Genomic DNA, 24,912 nt, shown 5'->3' with positions numbered 1-24,912 from the left:
GAGGACGTTTAGACGCAAGAAGGACGCTGAAGAGCTTAGTTGCGGATTTGAGGAAATTCTTTTCTCTTTCTATCTTTTTATTGTAGGATTTATACTGACACTTTTCCTGCAATATGCGGATGCGGGTTATAGTTGACCAACTCAAAATCCTCGAACTTGAAGTCGAAGATGTTTTTCACATCCGGATTGATTCTCATCTGCGGCAAATCCCGCGGTTCACGAGATAGTTGGAGTTTTACCTGCTCCAAATGGTTCAGATAGATGTGAGCATCTCCTAAGGTATGGATGAAATCTCCGGCTTTCAGTCCGGTGACTTGCGCCATCATCTGCAGGAGCAGGGCATAGGAAGCAATATTGAAGGGCACTCCTAAAAAAATGTCCGCACTACGCTGATACAGTTGTAGGCTCAGCCGTCCGTTGGCGACATAGAACTGGAAGAAGGCGTGGCAGGGAGGGAGGTTCATGTTGTCCAAATCACCTACATTCCATGCGCTGACTATAATCCGGCGTGAGTCGGGATTGTGCTTGATGGTTTCTACAGCTTCGCTGATTTGGTCGATGAATCCACCTTTATAGTTCGGCCAGGAGCGCCATTGATACCCGTAAATATGTCCCAGGTCACCGTTTTCGTCCGCCCATTCGTTCCAGATGCGTACACCGTTGTCCTGAAGATATTTCACATTGGTGTCTCCTTGGAGGAACCATAGCAGTTCGTATATGATTGATTTCAGATGCAGCTTCTTGGTAGTAAGGCAGGGGAAGCCTTCATCCATGTTGAAACGCATCTGGTGGCCGAATACGCTGATGGTGCCGGTACCCGTACGGTCGCTTTTCTCTACGCCTTCGGTCAGTACGCGGTTCAGCAGGTCTAAATATTGTTTCATGATGTAATGCTCTGTTTTTATCCGAACGCAAAGGTAGGAGAATTAATTAATAATTAATAATTAATAATTAAAAATTAGAGGAAGGGGGTCATCAGGTTTCCCACCCAGCCTACGAATTTCTTCCATCCGGAACGCTTTTTCCAGACTTCGGGAGTGAGTAGCGTACTGTTTTGCACGTCCCGTTCGAACATGGCATTCAGCTCATTGGTGGTCTTGGGGTCGAAGATGAAAGCGTTTGTCTCGTAGTCATAGCGCAGGCTGCGGCTGTTGAGATTGGCAGTACCCACCGTGCAGAAAGTGCTGTCTACCATCATTATCTTGGAATGGTGGAAGCCGCCGTTGAAGAGATATATCTTGGCTCCTTTCTTCATCAGCTTGTGTGCTATGTAGAATGAGGCATCCGGAGTAAAGGCTATGTCCGACACGGCAGGTATCATGATTTCCACTTCAGTACCTTTTTTCAGTGCGTTCTTGATTGCCTTGCGGATTGATTTGGTCGGAACGAAATAAGGATTCACGATTCGGATGCTCTTCTGTGCGGCTTGTATGGAAGCTGCATAGGCATGGCTGATGGAGCGTGGTGTTTCGCGTGGCGTGCGGTCCACGATGGCTATTTCTTCGGCAATACTGTCGGGCAGTTGCTGAGTATCCGGGAAGTAGGCAGGTCCACCTACGTGTTGTCCCGTTTCCCGGTTCCACATGGTCAGGAAGATGCCCTGCAGATAGCGCACGGCATCTCCTTCAAGATGTATGTGCATATCGTGCCATTTACCGATTTTAGGTAATCCGTTGATGTAGTAGTCGGCAATGTTCATGCCGCCGGTATAACCTATTTTGCCGTCAATCACTACTATTTTCCGATGGTCGCGGTGTATGGCATGATTCACCCAGGGAAAAGTGATAGGATCGAACTTAACGATTTCGATGCCTTGGGCGCGGATGGATTTCAGATGGCGTTCTTTCAATGGTTGGTTGTTGGACCAGTTGCCGAAGGCATCGAACATGGCGCGGACTTCAACTCCCTCCTTGGCTTTCTCTGCCAGAAGGCTGAACAAGGCATTGGCTATGGAGTCGTTGCGGAAGTTGAAGTATTCCAAATGGATATGATGCCGGGCATGGCGGATATTCTCGAAGAGATCGACGAACTTGTCATGGCCGGTCATCAGCAATTTCACTTCATTGTTATAAGTGACGGGGGCGCCCATTTCCTTCAAGTAATTCATGACAATGGAATCGCTTGTTGCTTGCGCCCCGGCATTCCCAATAGAAAAAACGAATAATATGATGAATAGAATCTTTCTCAAAACTTTCTCCTCTTAGTTAGTTTTATGAGGGGACAAAGATACGATTTATCATTGAAAAACAACTATGCCATAGATGAAATCTTGCGGTAACCGAAATAGAGCAATACCACTCCGGCAATGATTAACGACTTGGGGTCAAGCTCCGAAGCTCCGCTCCGGATGGCAGTATCGAAGGTTTCGCGCAAGGTGTCCAGTATCAGCTGCACTCCGTCGAGGGAGACGAACAGTACGAGGGCCAGAGTAAAGCAGAATGCTGTCCATATCTGCGCCAAGTGGCGGCTACGGTCGGGCAGATGTCGCAGTACGCGGCGGCTGAACCCGTTATCGGCTATTTCCTGCCGGTGTTCGGCAAAGAATGAAGTCAGGAGTTTATCATCATTTTCCATCATAACCATTTTGTTTTAAGTAGGAAGCCATTTTGTCTTTCGCCCGCGAGAGGTGGCTTTTTACCGTTCCCGCCGGACATCCGGTGATACCTGCAATCTTTTCGATGCTTTGGTCTTCCATGTAGAAGAGCGTGATGCAGGTGCGTTCCATTTCCTTCAGTGTGGCCAGGGCACGGTAAATGTCCATGTGCTGTCCCACGTCCTGCTGCAGTGTGCTGCATTGAGCGTCCACTCGGTACGTATCCAAATCGTCTGTTTCCTTCCGGCTGCGAATATAATCATAAAAAACGTTATAGGCAATACGGTAGAGCCAGGTTGAGAAGCTGGACAAATTCTTGAACGAAGCGATGTTTGTATAGGCCTTGATAAACGTATCTTGTGCCAGGTCGTCACTCAACTCGCTGTCGCCGCAGGTCTGGTGCAGGAAGAACCGCCGCACGGGCGACTGGTACTTCTTTACCAACTGGTCGAAGGCCCTGGTGTTGTGAAACACCACGACCTGTGCGACTAACGATATGTCACCCATCTGACTCATTTTTCTTCGTTCTTCTTCTGTTGGCTGTAGAAAATCACCAATTGTCCGAAGCCGGTGAACATGACGAGTAAGCCGATACATCCGAGACCGAATTCTCCGGTAATGGCCCAAAGGAAGATGAACAGGCCGATGCCGACGAATATGTTGTTGATGCCTTTGCTGCGGATATCCGTTGCTGCGGCTTCTTTGAAGAAGTTTTCAGGCAGTTGCTGTCCGCTGGCCAGGGCCTGTTCCGCCAGGCGGTACTTGGCTTTCCGGTTTTTATAGCGGAAGAAGAATACTACGAATATGATGAGTAGCGGCAGTCCGAATACAAAGACGATGGCTGTTACGGCAATCACGGTCTCCGAGGTCTTGCTCCCGAGGTCGAACCCGTTCCAGTCCATACTGCTGTGGTGGGTTCTCCATTTTTCCGGAGCATCGCTACTGCCGGTACCGTTTTCATAAGTCATGATGCTGAGTGTGTCTGTTACGGTTTCTCCATTGATGACAGTGTCTCTCAATTCGATGACTCTTTTCTTGTTCCCCTGACCGTCGTTCTCTGTTACGGTTCTGTTTGCGCCTTGCACCAGTGTGCAGAACATCATGGCGAGCATTAATCCAAAAATGATACGTTTCATAATCTATGGTCTTTTAATTTGTTTCTTTGTCGGTTAGACGTGTCGTCACCTTTATAAAGTTGCAAAGAGAAGATATTTTTTTTAGAAAACCGGAAATAAGGCGATATTTTTCCGTGAAAATGTCTTATTGTCTTTTTTCCGGAATAACAAGAAGTAGGTATTTGCGACTGTAAATAGAGGTAAATATACAAACCGGGTTGTTTCTTATTGTAAATACTGTTATCTTTGCGCATCTGTTTTTATTGGGAAGTCTTGATGAAGTTGAGGAATATAATGAAGTGTTTCCTCCCTCTGCTGTTCATTGCCTATCTGGGAGGAATTACGCTGTTTACCCACTCGCATGTGGTGAATGGTGTTATCATTGTGCATTCCCATCCATTCAAGGGCCAGCATGAGCATACAGAGGTGCAGTTGGAAACCATTTTCTATCTAGCCTCTTTCGTCTCTTCTTCCCTTCCGTTGCTTCCGGTTGCCGCGACGGTTTTCCTTGTTTTGTTGTGTGTACTGAGCATTCTTACCACGGAATGCATCAAGTGTGTAAAGCTTCGTGGCGGTATTTGCCTGCGTGCTCCCCCTTCTTTTTTTCAAATCCGATAGATTAAGGCAATTCCGTTGTGGGATTGCGTCAACCTCATTGATTAACATATTATTTTAGAAGTACATGAAAAAATATATATTTTTTGTGGTGGGAGCAGTATGTCTGTTACTCTCATCAACCGTTTATGCCGAAGATTTGAAGAGTACCGATGCCAATATTGTCGGTCATGTAATAGAAAAAAGTACAAGGGAACATTTGCCTTATATGACAGTTTCGCTGAAAGGCACCACCATCGGGACCATGACCGATGCCACCGGTCACTATTTCCTAAAGAATCTGCCTGAAGGTGAGTTCACGTTGTCCGTCAGTGCCGTAGGTTATAAGTCGCAGGAGCGCAAAGTCGTTCTGAAACGTGGTAAGACCTTGGAAGAGAACTTTGAGTTGGAAGAAGACATGGTGGCACTGGACGGGGTGGTAGTCACAGCCAACCGCAATGAGACTGCCCGGCGCTTGGCACCCACTTTGGTCAAAGTGGTCACTCCTAAACTGTTTGAGCAGACAAACTCGCATACTTTGTCGCAAGGACTGGCCTTTCAGCCAGGTGTGCGGGTGGAGACCGATTGCCAGAATTGCGGTTATTCACAAGTGCGCATCAACGGGCTGGATGGGAAATATACCCAAATATTGATAGACTCACGTCCCATCTTTTCCTCTCTGGCCGGTGTGTATGGGTTGGAACAGATTCCCGCCAACATGATAGAGCGTGTGGAAGTGGTGCGTGGAGGTGGTTCAGCCTTGTTCGGTTCTTCGGCCATTGCCGGGACGGTGAATATCATTACGAAGGAACCGATTCGCAATTCCGGTTCTTTCTCGCATACCATTTCCAATTTCGACGGTTCCGGCTCGTTCGACAACAACACGACCCTGAATCTTTCCTTGGTTTCTTCGGACAGTAAGATGGGGGCTTATGTGTACGGCCAGAGCAGGCATCGTTCGGCATGGGACTCCAACGGAGACGGTTTTTCCGAATTACCGAAGCTGAAGAACCAGACTGTCGGTCTGAATGCTTACTACCGGACAAGTGCCTATTCCAAGCTGAGCCTTGAATACCATCATATGGAGGAATTCCGCCGTGGTGGAAGTGGCTTCAGCCTTCCCCCTCATATAGCCGAGGATGCCGGATTGAACGGTACCGGGGCGCCCGGACTGGTGGAACAGCTGAAACATTCCATCAACACGGGTGGGCTCAAGTTCACGGCTTTCTCCAAAAACCAGAAACATACGTTCAGTACCTATGCTTCGGCTCAGCACATCGTGCGCAATAGTTATTACAGCGCTTATGGAATGACTACGGACTTTACCGGTGTGCTGGGTGCCCAGTATATTTATCATTTTGACAAGTGTCTGTTTATGCCTGCCGATTTGACCGGAGGCATTGAGTTCAATCACGACAATCTGCATGACAAGGCAACGGACGTACAGAAGTATCGTGATGCTGCTTTGGCCGAAGATCCTACGGCAACGGGTGACCGCTTGCAACAACTGATTGAGAAATATACCCCCGCCCCGTTGAACCAAGTGGTGAATATAGCAAGCGTCTATGCCCAGAATGAGTGGAAGAACGAACAGTGGAGTTTCCTGATTGGCGGGCGCGTAGATAAAAACAGCATCATGGACAAGGCTGTTTTCAGTCCCCGTGCCAATATCCGTTACAATCCTACTCAGGATGTGAATATCCGTTTCAGTTATGCTGAGGGATTCCGTGCTCCACAAGCGTTTGATGAAGATCTGCATATCAGTAATGTGGGTGGAGAGTTGGTTTCCATTGTCCGCGCCAAAGGATTGAAGGAAGAGCGTTCGCGCAGCTTCAATGCTTCGGTAGATTGGTACCACTATTTCGGAGATTTCCAGGCAAACCTACTGGTGGAAGGCTTCTACACGAAACTTTCCGACCCGTTTGTCCTGACGCCTCCGGTGAAAGACCCGGATGGTAGCGCTTATCTGATACAGACCCGTATCAATGGTTCGGGAGCTAAAGTGTATGGCGGCACATTGGAAGGAAAGGTTGCCTATAAGGATAAGGTTCAGTTGCAGGCAGGGCTGACGCTTCAACGAAGTATCTATGACTCTCCCGAAGAATGGAGTGCGGATGAGGAGCACTTGTCGGAGAAAGAACGTTACAGCGACAAGATACTGCGTACTCCCGACGTCTACGGCTACTTTACAGCTACCTATATGCCGGTTAAAGCCTTCTCAATAGCTTTGAACGGCAATTATACCGGGCGGATGTACGTTCCCCATTTGCTTTCGGAGGTGAACGGTGAGGCGGATGTATTGGTAAAGAGTCCGGACTTCTTTGAGCTTGGAACAAAGATAGCTTACGACTTTGATTTTCAAGGGTTCTGTTTGCAGCTCAATGCCGGTGTACAGAATATATTCAATTCTTATCAGAAAGATTTTGATAAAGGAGCGAGCCGCGATTCCGGTTATATCTACGGACCGGGTGCACCGCGTTCCTATTTTGCAGGGGTGAAACTCAGTTTTTAAAAAGAGTATTGAACCGTGCTTTTTGTTTAGCCCCGTAGATTGGTGAAACGTATTTTGCACTATCTTTGCTGCCATAAAACAGTTCAAAGCATGAAGCTACCCTCATCTTTCACCGATTATACACGCGCCCTCTTGGGTGTGGAAGAATATGAAAAGCTGGCTGCCGCCCTGGAAGGGGAGCAGCCGGTCAGTATCCGACTGAATGAAGATAAATTACCGGAATCTTCATTCAGTCTTTTTCGTTCCTCTTTTAGGCATGTCCCTTGGTCTACTGCCGGATACTATCTGGACAAGCGGCTGACATTCACTTTTGACCCGCTGTTTCATGCAGGCTGCTACTATGTGCAGGAGGCTTCGTCTATGTTTGTGGAGCAGGCTTTGAGGCGGTATGTGGGCGAAGGACCGGTGGTGATGCTTGACCTCTGTGCGGCTCCCGGCGGGAAATCCACGCATGCCCGTAGCGTGTTGCCCGCAGGCAGTCTGCTGGTGGCCAATGAGGTAATCCGCAACCGCTCGCAGGTATTGGCGGAGAATCTTACGAAGTGGGGGCATTCCGGTGTGGTGGTCACTAATAATGCCCCGGCAGATTTTTCTTCCTTGACGGACTTCTTCGACGTCATATTGACGGATGTCCCCTGCTCTGGCGAGGGGATGTTCCGTAAAGACCCCGTTGCGGTAAGTGAGTGGAGTGGGGAGAATGTGGAAATCTGCTGGCAGCGCCAGCGTCGCATCGTTACGGATATCTGGCCTTGCTTGAAGTCCGGAGGCATTCTCATCTACAGTACTTGTACCTATAATACAAAGGAAAACGAAGAGAACATCCGTTGGATACGGGATGAATTCGGGGCGGAGGTATTGCCGTTGGAAATTTCTACTGACTGGAATATTACGGGTAATCTATTGTCGGGAGAGGACTTTCCCGCCTATCGTTTCCTGCCCCATCGGACGAAGGGGGAAGGATTCTTTTTGGCAGTTCTCCGCAAACCGGGCGTGAGCGATGGGAATACCTGGGCCGGGCAGGTGAAATCCTGGGAAAAAGGAAGAAAACCTCAAGGAAAAGGAGCGAAAACTCCGGGTGTTTCCAAAGAACAGCTTTCGGCACTGCATGAGTGGTTTGCGGTTCCGGATAATTACGAATTTATCGTCAATGGCAACAACGTCAGCGCTTTCCCTAAAGCGTATCTCTCCGAACTGTCGGCTTTGCGTTCGTCACTCCGTATCGTGCAGGCTGGGGTAGATGTTGCCGAGTTGAAAGGAAAAGACTGGATGCCTGCTCATGGGCTCGCCATGAGTATAGCACTGAATCCGGATGCCTTTGCCCATGAAGAGATAGGCCGCGAGCAGGCCATCAGCTATCTGCGCAAGGAGGCTGTTGTCCTTTCGGAGACTGCTCCGCGCGGCATTGTCTTGCTCACCTACAAACAGATACCTCTAGGATTTGTCAAGAATATAGGTAACCGTGCCAATAATCTTTATCCCCAGGAATGGCGCATACGCAGCGGATATTTGCCGGAAGGGGTGCTGGAATTGGCAACAATAACCGGGTGAAATCAATCACGTTACTGCAAAGCTGCTGTATATATTTTGCAGTAGCACTGCAGAGCTGTTGCAGTGACACTGCAAATATATATGCAGCGCGACTGCAACACATATGCAGTGGTGCTGCAACACATATGCAGTGCGACTGCAAAAAATATGCAGAACTTTGCAGTATAATAATAGAGTAGGAATGTACTATTTTTTATTGTTTCTTCAATGCAGTATTTTGTTTGTTCAAGCATTTTCTATATAGATAACTGTTTTAAAACTAATACTATTTGCTTATGCTTAAAAAAACGATTACTGCCTTAAGCCTACTTTGTATCCTTGCAGCCTGCCAGAGTGACGACAACTCTTCACCACAACCCAAGCCTCGCAAAGACATTGCCTTGACCCGTGCCGAGCAGGAGATGATGGATTTAGGAACGGATTTCGCTTTCCGTTTCTTTAATCAGGTTTGTAAAACTGAGGTGGAAAAGCCCAATCTGTTCATCTCTCCTTTGAGCGCTTCGCTCTGTCTGTCTATGATTGCCAATGGAGCGTTGGGAAACACACTATCTGAGATGACAGATGTCCTGGGCTTTTCGGGCTATTCGTTGGAAGAAATGAACAACTATAATAAGAAGCTGGTGGAGGCGTTGCTCGATTTGGACAATACCACACAGTTGGGAATTGCCAATTCCATCTGGATAAAGAAAGGGTTCGGTGTTCATGACGACTTTGTAAGCGTAAACAAAAAGATGTATGACGCGCAAGTGCAGGAGCTGGATTTTGCCTCTCCCAAGGCTCCGGACATTATAAACGGCTGGTGTGCCGGGAAAACGAATAATTGCATCCCCAAAGTCTTGAATGAGATTCCGGAGACGGCGCGTCTTTATCTGTTGAATGCGCTTTATTTCAAGGGGATTTGGAAGAATCAATTCAAAAAATCGGATACGGCAGAAGAGGCTTTTACGAATGCTGACGGAAGCAAATCGACTGTACACATGATGAATCTTCGTGACGAGAGATTCAACTATGCCGAGAATGAGTATTTCTCAATGGCAGAGTTGCCTTACGGCAATGAGGCTTTCAGTATGGTGGTGCTCTTGCCGGCAGAGGGAAAATCGTTGGATGAGTGCCTGCCGCAGCTGAATGACGAGCGCTGGGGGGAATGGAACAGTAGTTTATCAAGCTCTGCCTTGAACCTTAAGTTACCCCGGTTTGAAATGGAATATGATAAAGAACTCATTGACGATATGATGGTAATGGGAATGCAAGAGGCTTTTACTCCATCGGCCGATTTTTCCGGAATGGCGGATGAGGATTTGTTTATCAGTTTGCTGCAACAGTTCACTTATGTGAAAGTGAATGAAGAGGGGACGGAAGCTGCGGCTGTAACTGTCGGAGGAATGGACGTGGCCGCTCCCGGACCAAGTATGGTAATTCCGTTCTATGTGGACCGTCCTTTCATCTTCCTGATAAAGGAGAAGAGTACGGGAGTTATTCTGTTTATGGGTAAAGTCACAAAACTATAACTACAATATATTGAAATAGAAAGAGCTGTCTGTCAACCGCAGACAGCTCTTTCTATTTATAACCGGCTCTTGTATATCTGTGCCATTGCCTTCTGATACTGGTTTTCCAGTTGCAGGAGGTTTGTCTTGCTTTGATAGACAACCGATATTTCAACGAAGTATTCAATCATACTGATTTGTCCTCCCATAAGTGCTTGTTTCAGTAAAGAAAGGTCTTGCTGTTGATGGAAGGTGCGCTCGTATTCCTCCATGGAAGCGTGCAGGTTCTTGGCCTCTTCATAGAGTTGCCACAAGGCAGAGCTGGCTTGCAGTGCGGCGTTCTCCTTTTGGTAGTCAATGTTGAGCGCTTGTGTCTTGGCTATCTTGACCTTATTGCGGTTTTCGAAAAGCGGGAAAGAGAAGCCTACTACTACACCGTTTAGCGGATGCCCCGATTCGGTATTTCTACGGTAACCCAGTTCCAGTTTGGGCAGCCAGCCTTGCTTGCTTGCCGAAATCTGTTTCCGGGCGGCAGAACTTTCACCCTGCAAGGATTGCAGGGTGGGGTCTGAAGCCAGCAGTTCGTCGGCCAGCGGGTGGAAGTCGGCCGGCAACGGCACTGCCGGGTATTCTGTCAATCCGAGTGTTTGGGCGTTGGGTGTGGTACCGGGTCTGGGACGTCCCGGTGTGAGCGGCTGGTTTCCGTTGAGGACAAGCAGCTCTTTCAGTTTGTTGTTAAGTGCCGTCTGGTTCATGCGGGCTTCCGTGCGTACATTCAGCAACTCCAGATTAATCTTGTTGGTTTCCAGTGCATTGGCATCTCCCGTTTCCAAACGCCGGGTGTACATGGCCGACAGTTCCTCCGCATTCTTCAACCGTTCGTCGAGCAGGGCTTGCTGGCGTTGCAGCATGATGATGTCCAAGCATACTTCCTTCGCTTGCAACAATATCTGCTGGCGGAAGGCGGTGGCTTGTGCATCCAGTGCATTTGTCTTGAGTCGGTTCATCTTCCCTCGGGTGGCGTAAAGCGTGGGGAAGTCGAAGCTTTGCGAGATGACCATTTCGCCGACTGTCTCGTCACTGTTCTTGGAGTCCCAAAGGTGGGCGTATGACAGTGTAGGGTCGGGGAGGTTGTTGTTTGTCTTGTTCTCCAGTTTTTGTGAGGAAATGAGGTGGGAGTTAGCCTGCAATTCCTTGTTGTTGGCCTCTATCTGCTGGAGCACGGCATCAATGCCGGACGTTTGTGCGCTCATCCCCGCAAAAGCGAGGATGGCGGCGCTGAATATGAAAAATCTTTTATTCATTGTCTGACGTTTTAGGTTGTTGGTTATGGTGCATCATCAGGTAAACAATCGGAATGATGAAACCGTTCAGGAACGTGGATGTTAAAAGGCCGCCCAAGATAACCTTTGCCATCGGGCTTTGTATCTCGTTGCCCGGCAGGTCGCCACTGAGAGCCAGCGGGATAAGTGCCAGTGCACTGGATAGGGCGGTCATCAGGATTGGATTCAGACGGTCGAGCGAACCGCGGATAACGCTGTCGTAGACGCCATAGCCTTCTTCCTGCTGCAAGTGGTTGTAATGGCTGATGAGCAGCATTCCGTTTCGGGTGGCGATACCGAACAGTGAGATGAAACCGATGATGGCGGGGATACTCACTTCTCCCGTTGTGATGAGCAGGGCGAATACACCGCCTATCAATGCCAGCGGCAGATTGATAAGGATGATGGCACTCTCCTTCACACTGCGGAATTCATGGTAGAGGAGCAGGAATATCACCACGATGGACATGAACGAAGTAAGTGCCAGCGTGCGGCTTGCTGCCTGCTCGCTTTCGAATTGTCCGCCGTATTCGATGTGGTATCCTTCCGGCAGTTTGATTTGTGCGTCTACCTGGGCTTGTATATCATTGACTACACTTCGCAGGTCGCGGTCGGCCACGTTGGCGGAGATGACGATTTTACGCTTTACATTCTCGCGGCTGATGGTGTTCGGACCCATGGCCGAGCGGATTTCCGCTACATAGTTCAGTGGAATTTTCTGTCCGTCGCCCGTATCAATCATCAAGTTGCGTATTTTTTCCATTTCGTCGCGTAGGTTGTCTTTCACGCGTACGGTCAGGTCGAAGCTCTTTCCCTTTTCGTAAACTTGGGAAACGGCTTCACCGGCCAGGCAGACATTGACAAACTCCGAAAATTCGGGCAGTGAAATGCCGTATTTGGCAAGCATTTCCCGTTTGGGTGAAATGACAAGTTGCGGACGCTCAATCTGCTGTTCCACGTTCAGGTCGGCAATACCGGGAATCCCCTGGATGGCACTCTTGATTTCATTGCCCAGAGTGAACATGCGGTTCAGGTCGTCGCCGAACAGTTTGATGGCGATGTTCGCCTTTGTACCGGATAGCATGGCGTCTATACGGTGGCTGATAGGCTGGCCTATTTCCACGTTTGCCCCTACAATGGTACCCAGTTTTTCGCGGACTTCTGCCACGAGCTCGCTGCGCGAGCGGTCTTTCAACTCAAACGGTGCCTCGATCTCAGAGACGTTTACTCCCAGAGCGTGTTCGTCCAGCTCTGCACGTCCCGTTTTACGGGCCACGGTCTGTATTTCGGGGATGGAAAGCAGCAGCTCCTCGGCACGGTGCCCCATCTTGTCGCTTTCTTCCAGGGAAATGCCTGGAAGCGAGGAGATATTGATGGTGAACGAACCTTCATTGAAAGGCGGCAGGAACGAGCGGCCCAGGGTGAAGAAACAGCCGAGCGCTACTACAAATAGTCCGATAGTACCTCCCAGTACCCCTTTCTTATGCCCCAATACGAAAGTCAGTGCAGAACCATACCATTGCTTCATCTTGCGTGCTACGGCAGAATCGCTGTTTTCGTTGTTTTGTTTTTTCGTTTTCTCTTTTCCCAATAGATAGGAGCAAAGTACCGGCGTTACGGTCAGTGCCACAACAGTTGAAGCCGCCAATGCCACAATGAACGCAATACCCAGTGGTACCAACATCCTACCTTCCATACCACTAAGGAAGAACAGTGGTACGAAGCTGACAATGATAATCAGCGTTGAATTGAGGATAGGCATACGCACTTCTTTCGAAGCATTGAACACCACTTCCAGAATAGGAAGTTGCTCGCCGGCAGGTTTCAGTCGGTTTTCGTGCAAACGCTTGTAGACATTCTCCACGTCCACGATGGCATCATCCACCAGCGAACCGATGGCGATAGCCATACCTCCCAGGCTCATGGTATTTATCGTAAAGCCCATATAGTGCAGGGCAAGGATGGAGGCAATCAGTGACAACGGCAGTGTCACCAGCGAGATGACTGTGGTACGTATGTTGGTAAGGAACAGGAAAAGCACGATGACAACGAAAATACCTCCCTCCAACAACGACTTCTGAACGTTTCCGATGGAACTTTCGATGAAACGGCTTTGACGGAAGATGTCTGTGGAAACCTTTACGTCCGCCGGTAGATTCTTCTGCAGGTCTTGCAGGGAAGCTTCCAGTTTGTCTGTAAGCTCCAGCGTGCTTGTGGCGGGTTGCTTGGTGACTGTCAGCAGTACGGCATGCTTACCGCGTTCCGAGGCGGTACCCAGTTTAGGAAGTTTGGCTCCGACTTGAACGTCGGCAATATCTTCCAGCAGGATAGGGGCGCCGGAGACTCCGTTGCTCCGCACCACGGCCTTGGCTATCTGGTCTACCTTGTCGGTAGAAAGTACGCCGCGTACGATATATTCATTGCCATATTCATAGAGCACTCCACCATTGGCATTCAGGTTCATTTCGCGGGTGATGTTCATCACTTCGCTCAATGTTACGCCGTAATGGCGCATCCGTTCCGGGTCCAGCTGCACTTGATATTCCTTGATGTCGCCACCCAGTACGGCAACTTGTGCCACACCGCCCGTAGAGAGCAGGCGGGGACGTATGGTCCAGTCGGCAATGGTACGCAAATCCAGCATAGAGGTCGAATCTGCTGTCAGACCTACAATCAACATCTCGCCCAAAATGGACGATTGTGGGCCTAGTGTCGGCTTGCCTACGTTGGCCGGTAAGGATTCGCTGACGACTGCCAGCTTCTCACTGACAATCTGCCGGGCAAGATAGATATCTGTATCCCAGTCGAATTCTACCCAGACTACAGAAAAACCGTTCGTTGAGGAAGAGCGTACACGGCGCACACCCGTTGCACCGTTTACAGCCGTTTCTACGGGAAAAGTGACCAGCTGTTCCACTTCCTCTGCTGCCATACCATTTGCTTCGGTCATGATGACCACGGTCGGCGCATTGAGGTCAGGGAACACATCCACTTCCGTATGCATGGCGGTATAAGTACCGCCAATCAGCAACAGCACCGATGCTACCAGCACCAGGATGCGGTTCTGAAGAGAAAAACCAATTATTTTGTTTAACATCTTTTTATTTACTATTTACAATGTACAATTGGGCTGCGCAATGTCAGCCGCACTTGCTGTTTTATCTAATATTTCTTGTTTATCTGACTTTACACTCCCCATTCGTCACGTAACCCTTATACTGCATAGCGAAATGGTACTTTGTAAATTGTCAAATTGTACATGAGATTAGTGTTCATGGCTATGTGCCGGAATAGCATTCGTTGCCGATGCCAGCTTCACTTGATAGGCTCCTTGGGTTACGACGCGATCGCCTGCTTTTATGCCGGAAAGGATTTGTACACTTTCGCCATTGTCGGCACCCAGGGTGACAAGCTGTTTTTTGTAGCCCTCTTCATCCAGTTGCAGGTAGACAAAGAAGCTGCCTTGTTCCTCGGTCAGCGCACTGTGAGGAAGAGACAACACGTTCTCCATTGGTGAGGATAATAGGAATACTTCTACAAACGAGCCGGGAATAACGTCTCCCTTATTGTCGAATTCAAAAGTTACGGGTACATAATATCCGTTCTCACCCGAAGCCTTTCCATAAGAAAGCATGCGCCCGCCCAGTTCTTTCAATGTATATACCTTATTATTATAAGGAGTACAGAAGTTGGCAGAACCGATGCTGTTTAGGTAAGGATAGTACTTTTCGGATACATCCGCACGCAGGAAAAGCTTGCGGTTCTGGGTGACGCTTACCAACGGCTGGCCGACGCTGACGTAGTCCCCTTCTTTCACCAACAGATTCTTCACATAACCGCTGATGGGAGAAACAACAGCCTGGCCGCTTGCCGAATGGTTCTTTGCGACTGCCTCGTAACTGATACGGGCATTTTCGTAAATCTGTTCGGCTTGCGCGAATTCCTTTTCAGATACGATTTTGTTGCCTACAAGCGCTTTCATACGCTCGTATTCTTTTTTGGAAACCTCGTAGGCTATCCGGGCTTTCTGCACCGGGTCTCCGTCGGCCATGTTTTTGGATGACAATACCACCAAAGGAGTACCTTTGCTGACACTCATTCCTTCGATAACTTTTCCCTTGAAGGAAACCACGCCTGCTACTGTAGCTACGGCTACGCTCTCGTCTCCCTGGGCTGCCATCACCTGGCCGCTGGTCTTGATGACTTGATGGAAACTACCCGGTTCAACAGTGCTGACTGCTACGCCGGCAGCTTGCGCCTTTGCTGGTGGCAGGATGATTTCATCGCTTCCTCCGGCATGGTTTTCCTGCTCTTCGTGCTCATGGTTGTGTTCCTCATGTTCGTGGTCATGTCCCTCGTGGTCATGTCCGTCATGATTGTGCTCTTCTGTTTCGTGATTATGTCCTTCGTGGCTGTCTCCGGACTTGCTGTTACAGGAGCCTAAAAGGAATAATCCCAAGACTCCCATGAAAATAACTTTTTTCATGATGATATTTGTTCTTACTTTTTGATTTTGAATACAAAGTTAGGGCATAGGGCGTGCAACCAAATTGCATTGTTCCTTATGCCGGATAGAAATCTGTCCCGGTGATGTTCCGGTAACAGTTAAGCAAGAAGAGACGGAGGGGCACGAAGTCCCGTAGCACATATGATAAATGTGCTATGAAGAGATTCCAGATAGATACACTCCTGCCTGCTTATGTCAAACTCGGGTAGGATGAGTAACTTGGAAAAAGGTTCAATGAGTAGGGTAACTGCCCACAAGGCATCCGGATGTGAACACACATCATTGGAAGAGCTGGGCGTCTGTTGTACAAAGTGGGTTGTCATGCATCCCGTGTCGCAACAGCAGTGCTCGTTGCCCGGGCTATGACGGTGTCCGCAGCAATCGGCGGTGATATCATTCTTCATGCATATCATTCCGTCGGCATGATGATGGTGGGGAATGACGGGTATCACCAGCATTATCAAGCTGATGAAAAAAAGAATATAGGTTATGTACTGTTTCTTTTTCATTCCTCTATCTTTGGACGGATGCAAAGATAGAGGTTAAGGACTTAATTACCAAATAGAAAATGCTAAAAAGGTTTGAATAACATATTCAATCCCTCATTCATGCTGGGGTGGGTGAAAATGAAGTCCCGCAGGAAATGGTAACGCTGTCCCGTTTTCATGATTGATGCTACGGTATTGATTACTTCTGGTGCATCGGCACAAAGTAGGGTACAACCCAGAATCCGTCCGGTATGGATGTCTACAATAGCTTTGAGCATACCGTCTATGCTGTGTAGCGTACGGGCACGTGGAATCATGGCAGCAGGGATACGTGCCACATGTATGGAATAACCGTTCTTCATCGCTTCCTCTTCCGTCAGTCCTATATGTGCCAGCGGTGGGTCGGTGAAAATGGCAAAGGGGATTGGATACCGGTCTTTTGTACTCCTTTTTTTGTTTTCAAAGAGTTGATTACGGATGATACGGAAATCATCGATGGACAAGTAGTCGAACTGTTCGTCTCCTTTTACGTCCCCCAGGGCCCATACGTGTGGGGCTGTAGTCCGTAATTGGTTGTCGACAACGATGGCTCCCCGCTTGTCTGTTTGTATACCCGCTTTTTCCAGATTCAGCTCTGCAGTCATAGGCTTGCGGCCGATGGCTACCAGCAAGGCATCTCCTTTCAGGTAGTAGGGAGTGCCGTTTGCACTGTCCGTATAGGTCAGAGTTATTCCTTCGGCTGTGTCGTACACGGATTGGACACGGGCGTTCAACCGGACATTGATACGCTTTCGGTTCAATGCTTCCAGCATGGAGGCGGCAATGTCGCGGTCCACTTTAGGCAGAAAGCGGTTTCCCGCTTCCAGCAGTGTGACATGGCTTCCAAAGCCTGCATACATAGTGGCAAACTCCAATCCGACAGCACCGCCGCCGATGACGAGCAGGTGTGCGGGCAGTTTGTTCGATTGCAGCAAGGTCTCACTGGTATATACGTACTTGCTCTCCTTGAGTCCGTCGATGGCAGGCAGGATAGGGGTGGACCCGGTGTTGATGAATATCTCTTTTCCCTCAAGAATCGTTTCGTCCTTGCCGGAGACTATACGGATTGTATTTTCGGACAAGAAAGAAGCAGTTCCGTCATAGAGGGTTATATTAGGCTTGTTTTTTACATTTTCATAATTTTTCTCACGCAGGAAGGATACAAGCTTGTCTTTCCGCGCCACGGCAAGTGCATACAGTTTGGACTGGTTCTTATAATCGTCATAGTATCTTTTTTCCGCATATTCCGATTCGTGAATCAGAGTTTTGGTAGGGATACATCCTACGTTTACACATGTTCCTCCGTACATCTGAGGGGAACGTTCCACGATGGCTACTTTCCAATTCCGTTCGGCCAGTTCGGCGGCCAATAACTTGCCGCCCTTGCCGAATCCTATTATGATGGCATCATATTGTTTCATTTTAATATCTCTTAGTTAAGTGTTTAGTAAAATGAAAACAATATGTATCGGCCATTTGTTCGGACGCCGGGTTTAGCAGATGCTTATCGTTCCAGTTCGCGGAGGGAGTCCATTTTCTTCTTTTCAAGGAATTCGTAGATGCCGCTCAAGTGCTCTTTCACTTGTTTGTTGCCGAATTCATATACCTTGCTTACCAGTCCGTCCAGGAAGTCACGGTCGTGGCTGACGAGGATAAGGGTACCGTCAAAATCCAGTAACGCTTGCTTCAGGATATCTTTGGTTTTCATGTCCAGATGGTTGGTCGGTTCGTCCAGTATCAGCAGATTCACCGGTTCGAGCAAAAGCTTTATCATGGCGAGGCGTGTGCGCTCTCCACCGGAAAGCACCTTGACCTTCTTCATGGACTCTTCGGGGCCACCGAACATGAAGGCACCCAGCAGGTCGCGTATCTTGTTGCGGATTTCCCCTTTTGCCACATCGTCGATGGTCTGGAATACGGTCAGGTTCTCATCCAACAATGAGGCCTGGTTTTGTGCGAAATATCCAATCTGCACGTTGTGTCCTATCGTGAGGGTGCCTTCATGTTCTATTTCCTTCATGATGCACTTCACTAACGTTGACTTTCCTTCCCCGTTCTTACCAACGAAAGCAACCTTGTCTCCCCGTTCTATGGTGAGGTTGGCATTCTTGAAGACCACATGGTCACCGTAACTTTTCCCTACTCCCTCCATGATGACGGGATAATTGCCTGAGCGGGGAGAAGGAGGGAATTTGAGGCGTAACGCTGAAGTGTCTTCTTCATCCACTTCCAGCAGTTCCAGCTTCTCCAGCATTTTTACGCGGCTTTGCACTTGCAGGGTTTTGGAGTAGGTGCCTTTGAACCGTTCGATGAATTCCTTGGTTTCGGCAATGAACTTCTGCTGGTCGTCGTAGGCTTTCTGTTGCTGTTCGCGGCGTTCCTTGCGGAGTTCCAGGTATTTGGAGTAGTTTACTTTGTAATCGTATATCCGTCCCATGGTCACTTCAATGGTACGGGTGGTGATGTTGTCTACGAATTTACGGTCGTGGCTGATGACGATGACAGCCTTTCCATTGCTGATAAGGAAATCTTCCAGCCATTGTATGGATTCTATGTCCAGATGGTTGGTAGGCTCGTCTAGCAACAGCACGTCAGGCTTTTGCAGCAACAGCTTGGCAAGCTCGATGCGCATGCGCCATCCGCCGCTGAAGTCACTGGTCTGGCGGTTGAAGTCTTCGCGTACAAAGCCCAGTCCGAGCAGTGCTTTTTCCACATCCTCCTCGTAATTGGTGGAGTCGATGGCATAGAACTTTTCGCTTAAGGCGGAGACATTCTCGATAAGTTCCATGTAGCTGTCGCTTTCGTAGTCGGTACGCGTTTCCAGTTCCTTGTTGAGGCGCTCTATTTCAGCTTCCATTTCATGCAGGTGGGCAAAGGCTTGCGCCGCTTCCTGGAATACGGTACGTCCGTCTTCCGTCATAAGGTGCTGTGGAAGGTAAGCTATGACACTGTCCTTGGGGGCTGAGATTTTTCCACGGGTAGGTTGTCTTACACCTGCCAGGATTTTCAACAATGTACTTTTCCCCGCTCCATTTTTACCCATCAGGGCGATACGGTCTTTTTCGTTGATAACGAAAGATATGTCACTGAATAAAGTAGTTCCGCCGAATTCTACGGCCAGTCCGTCTATAGAAATCATTATATATTTTTTTAATGAGCTGCAAAGATAGTGCAAATCTATTATTTTTTATATCTTTGCCCCTATATAAACAAAACGCATAGGTCATGGAAATAGAAAAAGTGTCAGGAGATTACCGTCCGCTTATTCTGGTTGCGGAAGATGATGATAGTAACTTTAAACTGATAAAGGCTATTATCGGCAAGAAATGCGAGATACTATGGGCAAAGAATGGTGAGGATATTGTAAATTTGTTCGAAGAGAATCGCGACAAGGCGGAAGCTATTCTGATGGATATAAAAATGCCTATTATGAACGGGCTGGATGCTACGGTGATTATTCGCAAGAAGGATAAAGAACTTCCCATCATCATGCAGACCGCTTACGCCTTTACTGCCGACCGCGAAAAAGCCTTGGAGTGCGGAGCCTCGGAAGTGTTGGTAAAACCCATCACTCTGTCTGCTTTGCGTACATGTCTGAGCCGTTATTTACCCAAATTGGTTTGGTAAGGCTTTACTGATAATAAAAAGGGAACCGGATGACTAAGTAATGAATATATCATCCGGTTTCCTTCTTTTTATTCTTGTGCATTGTCTTTTCTCTCTTCCATCTTCTTTTTTACAAATTCGATTTTGAGATTGGCTTCTTCCATATTCTTCTTTATTTCCGTCATGGATGACAGCAGTTGTGCCAGTTCGTAGATGCTGGCAAGGGCCTGGCGGTCGGCGGCAGTCATGGTGATGGAATAGGGGCGTTCCCCTTGATAGTTGACTTTGATATTCTTGTCCTTGTTCAGATAAAGGAACCCCATGACGTTTCCGTCTTCTCCCAGTTTGAAGTCTGCCTTTTCAATCTTTTCACCGAGGTCAGTGGTTTCGTAGCTGTCTTTGGCGGCGGGTGTTTCGGCAAAACTACCGTCGGGAGCAGTGACTTTGACGGCCACATGGTGGATATTATGGGCTCCGCAATAAATGGAAGTCATGCTCATGACTCCGTTTTCGTCTACCTGGAAGCGAAGGAAAGAGCGATGCAGATTTTTTTCTATCACTTGGGAAGGATGAAGGTAATTGCCGATATTCTGGTATTCGGCATCTTTTTCAAAGGTGTATTTCCCTTTGATTGCATCGAAATCCTTTTGCTTGGCTTGAAGCATACTGTCCAGATAGACCAGGCTCTTTTCCTGCTCTTTCAGTTCCACTTCCTGCATCAGGCCGATGCCTGCACGGCGAGTTTCAAACGCTTTGGGATAGAGCATCTTGATGCTGTCAATCAGAATCTTCGCTTCATTGTAGTTGCCGAGTTCAAACGCTTCGCGGGCAGCTTGTAGTTTTTCACCAGCCTTCTTCTCCACATCTTCGCAAGAGAAGAGTGTACAGCATAGGCATGCAAGGAGTATTACTTTTTTCATATTTGTTGTTCTTGGAGTTAGAGTCCACAAAAATAGAAATAATATCTTTATCTTTGCAGCATTTTAATGTGCAAATGTGCTAATAGACCATTAACACATTTGCGTATTCATTACATTAGCGCATTATTTATGATAGATTTGACGGCAGAAGAACTGAAGCAATATTTTAGTGATGATATATTCAAGCGGATATCCGAAACGGCTGATGAATTGGGATTGGAATGTTACGTAGTCGGTGGATATGTACGTGATATTTTCCTGCAACGTCCTTCCAAGGATATTGATGTGGTGGTGGTAGGCAGTGGCATTGCCATGGCCGAGGCGCTGGGTAAGCGTCTGGGGCGTGGGGCGCATGTTTCCGTCTTCAAGAATTTCGGTACGGCACAATTGAAGTACTATGGTACGGAAGTTGAGTTTGTGGGTGCAAGAAAAGAATCGTATACACACGATTCCCGCAAGCCTATTGTAGAGGACGGTACATTGGAGGATGACCAGAACCGCCGTGATTTTACCATCAATGCACTGGCTGTTTGCCTGAACCGGGTGCGTTATGGCGAGTTGGTCGACCCCTTTGGCGGTATTGGAGACTTGAAGGAAAAGACCATCCGGACTCCCCTCGACCCTGATATAACTTTCAGTGATGACCCTTTGCGCATGATGCGCTGTGTCCGTTTTGCCACCCAGCTGGGATTCTATATTGACGATGAGACATTCGATTCTCTGGAGCGTAATCGCGAACGCATCTCCATCATCTCCAAAGAACGCATTGCAGACGAACTGAACAAAATCATCTTGTCACCTATTCCGTCTAAGGGATTCATTGAGCTGGACCGCTGTGGTCTGCTGGAACTGATATTCCCGGAACTTGTCAGGCTGCAAGGCGTGGAGACGCGCAATGGACGCGCCCATAAGGACAATTTCTACCATACGCTCGAAGTACTCGACAACATCAGCAAGAAGACCGACAACCTTTGGCTACGCTGGGCAGCTCTTCTGCATGATATAGCCAAGCCTGCCACCAAGCGTTGGGAACCCCGTGCGGGCTGGACGTTCCATAACCATAATTTCATTGGCGAGAAGATGATACCCGATATTTTCCGCAAGATGAAGCTCCCTATGAATGAGAAGATGAAATATGTGCAGAAAATGGTGAGCCTGCACATGCGTCCCATTGTGATAGCGGATGATGTAGTGACCGACTCGGCAGTGCGTCGTCTCTTGTTTGAGGCAGGTGATGATATAGACGACCTGATGACACTGTGCGAAGCCGACATTACTTCCAAGAATATGGAGCGTAAGAAACGCTTCCTTAATAATTTTCAGTTGGTACGCCAGAAGCTGAAGGATTTGGAGGAACGCGACCGTATCCGTAATTTCCAGCCTCCGGTCAGTGGTGAAGAAATCATGAAGACTTTCGGCCTTTCTCCTTGCCAGCAGGTAGGTGCCTTGAAGAGTGCCATTAAGGATGCCATTTTGGACGGCATCATTCCCAATGAATACGAAGCCGCCCGTGCATTTATGTTGCAACGGGCGGAGAAGATGGGGCTTAAGGAGTTATGAGTTATAAGTTGCATGTTATGTACCATGCGTTATAACTCATAACTTATAACTCTTCTTTTTCTACTTGGAACTTGCGGCTTACTTTCATCAGGTTGATGGTGTAGGTCACTACGTTCTGGGCTTCTTGTATCATAGTCAGGTATACCATGCTGACTTTGATGCTGCCGCTCTGGCTTTGGATGCGTTGCAGCTCTTCGCGTTTCAGGTGAGACAACTGTCCGTTGAGGTCGTTGGCTTTGCGAATCTCTGTTTCCAGTTCATCATAATTGTTCGTTTCCAGCTTGTGGCGGCATACTTGTAACAGATAGCAGATGTCTTCGGCTACGTCTGTAAATTCTCCTTTCTGAATGGCATCCAGCGGATTGAAGTTATTGTCTATGTGCTCTAAGCAAGGTTCGCAAAGACGGCCTACGCTGTACACCAGTTCGCTGGCAAAGTCGTTGCCTTGATAGTAATAGAGTCCTTTTTCCAGTACGGTATTGTTGTCGAGACGGCACATGGCAAGTGTTCCGGTACGCTTCATCTGCTTGATGAGTTGTTTTTCGAATTTTACTGAGCCCATGGCACGACGCAGTCCGCGTAGATTCTCGTGTAGGAAGGAAGTGACGGTACGTTCAAAATTCTCTTCTGTGAATTCCATAATCTTCACCAGTTCTTCACGGGTATGCTTGCGGAGCAATTCGATGACTTCATTGTTGTCCGTACTCTTCATCAACTGTTTCAGGGTCTCGTTGCCTTTTTCTTTCTCCTTGCGCTTTTTGTACATCACTTGGCTACGAATCAGCATGAAGACTGCCAGACCAATCAGTGCCAGGATGGCAACCGTACCGCCGAAATGGATAATCAGTGCTACGAAGAAACAGATGGTGAACGCTGCTCCGGCAGTGATGAACCAACCGCCGATAACGCTGAGCACACCCGTAATGCGGAATACCGCCGAATCACGTCCCCAGGCACGGTCGGCAAGCGATGTACCCATGGCTACCATAAAGGTGACGTAAGTGGTGGAAAGGGGAAGTTTCAAGGAAGTTCCCAAGGCGATGAGCAGACCAGCCAATACGAGATTGACGGAGGCGCGAACCAAGTCAAAAGCGGCGCCGTCGGCTATGATGGCTTCATCCTTCTGGAAGCGTGTGTTCATCCACCGCTTGCTGCTTTCAGGCATCGTTTTGGATATTCCGTTAGCCAGAGTCATGCTGAAGCGTACCAGCGTACGGGCTATCGGGGTACTTCCGAAGTTCTCTTCACCGTCATCCTGGCGGGCAAGGTCCACGGAAGTCTTGATAACGTTGTGGGCTTTCTTGGATGTGCAGAGTGCATAAACCATAATGGCGCCTGCACCGATAAGGAAATACCACGGGGTTTTGGCTGCACCGAGGAGTGAGGACATCAGGAATCCGTCGGGGCCGGCGGCCGTACCATTGGCTGTATAGTCAATAAATGAGGAATATCCTGCGAGGGGGACACCGATAAAGTTCACCAAGTCATTGCCGGCAAAGGCAAGAGCGAGGGCGAAAGTACCCATCAGAACCACTACTTTGAAGACATTTATCTTGCACCAATGCAGTATCTGCATCAGTATGGTGAAGAATACAAAGAAACCGGTTATCAGCAATGCGGTATTGTCGTGTATCCATTGCTTGTTTTCAGGGGTCATGAATGAGCTGTCTTTCAGCCCTTTTATCAGCATGAAGTAGATGATGCTGGTGGCAGCTATACCACCGAACAGCGCGATGCTGTATTTCATGTTCTTCTTGTAGTTGAAGGTGAACACGATACGTGCCAGCCACTGTACCAGCATACCGAAGAAGAAGGCAATGGCTACGGATACAAAAATGGCCATGATGACAGACAGTGCCTTGTCTGTATTGATGAGGTCGCCCAGTCCCAATGTATCGCTGTTATAGACCTTGATGAGCGCCAGTGCGAACGTACCTCCCAGCAGTTCGAACACCATGGATACAGTGGTGGAGGTAGGCATTCCCATAGTGTTGAAGACATCTAATAGCACGACGTCCGTCAACATGACGGCAAGCAGAATGCACATGATTTCGGCAAAGTAGAAGTGCTCCGGTTGATAGATGCCGTGTCGTGCAATGTCCATCATGCCATTGCTGAGTGCCGCACCGATGAAGACGCCAATGCCTGCAATGAACAGTATGGTTTTGAAAGATGCTGCCTTTGCTCCGACAGCCGACTGAAGAAAATTGACCGCATCATTACTGACACCTACCACGAGGTCGAAAATCGCGAGTACGAACAGAAAGATGACGATACCCAGATAAATTGTTTCCATAGACATGTATTTTATTTCCGGCTGCAAAGGAAAGAGTTTGGTGTTGCAGGGAAATGTCATACATGTTACAGAAATGTTACAAATGTTTTGGAATAGAATGGTATTGTGCTAAGAGCGATTGCTCTTATTCTCCCAATAATCATTAATGTTAAGCATTTAAGAGTAACAATATAAGTATAATAGAAGAGTGGATGCTTTTGTGTTTCGTATTTGGTTATTTCTATGTTAAGCAGCCAAATTACTAGTTAATTGTTTGCAGATGTCGAGAATTCTTGCGAATATTGCATACAAGTTGTGTGTAGAATTGATTGTAATTAGAACTTTG

General features: G+C 48.2%; 19 protein-coding genes. 6 read left to right on the top strand and 13 right to left on the bottom strand.

Features of this window, described 5'->3' with window-relative positions; genetic code table 11:
* Positions 1-89: 89 nt before the first annotated feature.
* From DXD78_RS19775 to DXD78_RS19755, 5 genes are all read right to left on the bottom strand, one after another.
* Complete coding sequence (locus DXD78_RS19775; RefSeq protein ID WP_005827101.1) at positions 90-884, bottom strand: thymidylate synthase; 795 nt, start codon at positions 882-884, stop codon at positions 90-92.
* Positions 885-958: 74 nt separating this feature from the next.
* Positions 959-2,188 carry a cardiolipin synthase gene (gene cls, locus DXD78_RS19770; RefSeq protein ID WP_181980679.1) on the bottom strand — a complete coding sequence of 410 codons (1,230 nt, stop codon included), beginning with the start codon at positions 2,186-2,188 and terminating at the stop codon, positions 959-961.
* A gap of 62 nt (positions 2,189-2,250) precedes the next feature.
* Positions 2,251-2,577 carry a DUF5056 domain-containing protein gene (locus DXD78_RS19765; RefSeq protein WP_005827095.1) on the bottom strand — a complete coding sequence of 109 codons (327 nt, stop codon included), beginning with the start codon at positions 2,575-2,577 and terminating at the stop codon, positions 2,251-2,253.
* Positions 2,564-3,109 (bottom strand): RNA polymerase sigma factor, encoded by a 546-nt coding sequence (locus DXD78_RS19760; RefSeq protein ID WP_009037971.1) that lies wholly within the window; start codon positions 3,107-3,109, stop codon positions 2,564-2,566. Before DXD78_RS19760 ends, DXD78_RS19765 begins: the two co-directional genes overlap by 14 nt.
* Positions 3,106-3,729, bottom strand: coding sequence for a DUF6249 domain-containing protein (locus DXD78_RS19755; protein ID WP_005833085.1), 624 nt, complete (start codon positions 3,727-3,729; stop codon positions 3,106-3,108). The genes DXD78_RS19760 and DXD78_RS19755 overlap by 4 nt, the downstream gene beginning before the upstream one ends.
* A gap of 255 nt (positions 3,730-3,984) precedes the next feature.
* On the opposite strand from DXD78_RS19755, the gene DXD78_RS19745 reads away from it, so the two are divergent.
* The 4 genes from DXD78_RS19745 (at position 3,985) to DXD78_RS19730 (ending at position 9,870) form a co-directional block, all read left to right on the top strand.
* Positions 3,985-4,326, top strand: coding sequence for a hypothetical protein (locus DXD78_RS19745; RefSeq protein ID WP_008664012.1), 342 nt, complete (start codon positions 3,985-3,987; stop codon positions 4,324-4,326).
* Between the two features lie 64 nt (positions 4,327-4,390).
* Positions 4,391-6,814 (top strand): TonB-dependent receptor, encoded by a 2,424-nt coding sequence (locus DXD78_RS19740; RefSeq protein ID WP_005827082.1) that lies wholly within the window; start codon positions 4,391-4,393, stop codon positions 6,812-6,814.
* A 90-nt stretch (positions 6,815-6,904) separates the two neighbouring features.
* Complete coding sequence (locus tag DXD78_RS19735) at positions 6,905-8,362, top strand: rRNA cytosine-C5-methyltransferase (RefSeq protein WP_009037973.1); 1,458 nt, start codon at positions 6,905-6,907, stop codon at positions 8,360-8,362.
* A gap of 275 nt (positions 8,363-8,637) precedes the next feature.
* Positions 8,638-9,870, top strand: coding sequence for a serpin family protein (locus tag DXD78_RS19730; RefSeq protein WP_009037974.1), 1,233 nt, complete (start codon positions 8,638-8,640; stop codon positions 9,868-9,870).
* Positions 9,871-9,926: 56 nt separating this feature from the next.
* On the opposite strand, the gene DXD78_RS19725 is transcribed toward DXD78_RS19730, so the two are convergent.
* The 6 genes from DXD78_RS19725 to DXD78_RS19700 all read right to left on the bottom strand — a co-directional run bounded on the left by DXD78_RS19725 (position 9,927) and on the right by DXD78_RS19700 (position 19,344).
* Positions 9,927-11,153, bottom strand: a complete 1,227-nt coding sequence (locus DXD78_RS19725; protein WP_009037975.1) for a TolC family protein — start codon at positions 11,151-11,153, stop codon at positions 9,927-9,929.
* Positions 11,146-14,268 (bottom strand): efflux RND transporter permease subunit, encoded by a 3,123-nt coding sequence (locus tag DXD78_RS19720; RefSeq protein WP_117589110.1) that lies wholly within the window; start codon positions 14,266-14,268, stop codon positions 11,146-11,148. Before DXD78_RS19720 ends, DXD78_RS19725 begins: the two co-directional genes overlap by 8 nt.
* A 168-nt stretch (positions 14,269-14,436) precedes the next feature.
* Complete coding sequence (locus DXD78_RS19715) at positions 14,437-15,657, bottom strand: efflux RND transporter periplasmic adaptor subunit (protein ID WP_005827070.1); 1,221 nt, start codon at positions 15,655-15,657, stop codon at positions 14,437-14,439.
* A gap of 119 nt (positions 15,658-15,776) precedes the next feature.
* Entirely contained in the window at positions 15,777-16,187 is a 411-nt protein-coding gene (locus tag DXD78_RS19710) for a DUF6769 family protein (protein ID WP_005827068.1), read from the bottom strand.
* A 62-nt stretch (positions 16,188-16,249) separates the two neighbouring features.
* Positions 16,250-17,626, bottom strand: a complete 1,377-nt coding sequence (locus DXD78_RS19705) for an FAD-dependent oxidoreductase (protein WP_009037977.1) — start codon at positions 17,624-17,626, stop codon at positions 16,250-16,252.
* A gap of 83 nt (positions 17,627-17,709) precedes the next feature.
* A complete protein-coding gene (locus DXD78_RS19700) occupies positions 17,710-19,344 on the bottom strand; it encodes an ABC-F family ATP-binding cassette domain-containing protein (protein WP_005827062.1) in 1,635 nt (544 codons plus the stop codon).
* An 86-nt stretch (positions 19,345-19,430) separates the two neighbouring features.
* Between DXD78_RS19700 and DXD78_RS19695 the strand changes: the two genes are divergently transcribed.
* Complete coding sequence (locus tag DXD78_RS19695) at positions 19,431-19,832, top strand: response regulator (protein WP_005827060.1); 402 nt, start codon at positions 19,431-19,433, stop codon at positions 19,830-19,832.
* A 68-nt stretch (positions 19,833-19,900) separates the two neighbouring features.
* Here the strand turns inward: DXD78_RS19695 and DXD78_RS19690 are convergent, their stop codons facing one another.
* On the bottom strand, positions 19,901-20,731 hold the full coding sequence (locus DXD78_RS19690) for a hypothetical protein (RefSeq protein ID WP_009037978.1): 831 nt from the start codon (positions 20,729-20,731) through the stop codon (positions 19,901-19,903).
* 129 nt (positions 20,732-20,860) lie between these two features.
* Between DXD78_RS19690 and DXD78_RS19685 the strand changes: the two genes are divergently transcribed.
* On the top strand, positions 20,861-22,291 hold the full coding sequence (locus tag DXD78_RS19685; protein WP_008664002.1) for a CCA tRNA nucleotidyltransferase: 1,431 nt from the start codon (positions 20,861-20,863) through the stop codon (positions 22,289-22,291).
* 43 nt (positions 22,292-22,334) lie between these two features.
* Here the strand turns inward: DXD78_RS19685 and DXD78_RS19680 are convergent, their stop codons facing one another.
* Positions 22,335-24,587, bottom strand: coding sequence for an inorganic phosphate transporter (locus DXD78_RS19680; protein WP_034522753.1), 2,253 nt, complete (start codon positions 24,585-24,587; stop codon positions 22,335-22,337).
* Positions 24,588-24,912: the final 325 nt, after the last annotated feature.

This window comes from Bacteroides sp. D20 (genome assembly GCF_003436255.1).
Taxonomy (GTDB): Bacteria; Bacteroidota; Bacteroidia; order Bacteroidales; family Bacteroidaceae; genus Bacteroides; species Bacteroides uniformis.
Note: the sequence above shows the minus strand (reverse complement) of the source record. Positions and strands in the feature narration are given on the sequence as shown.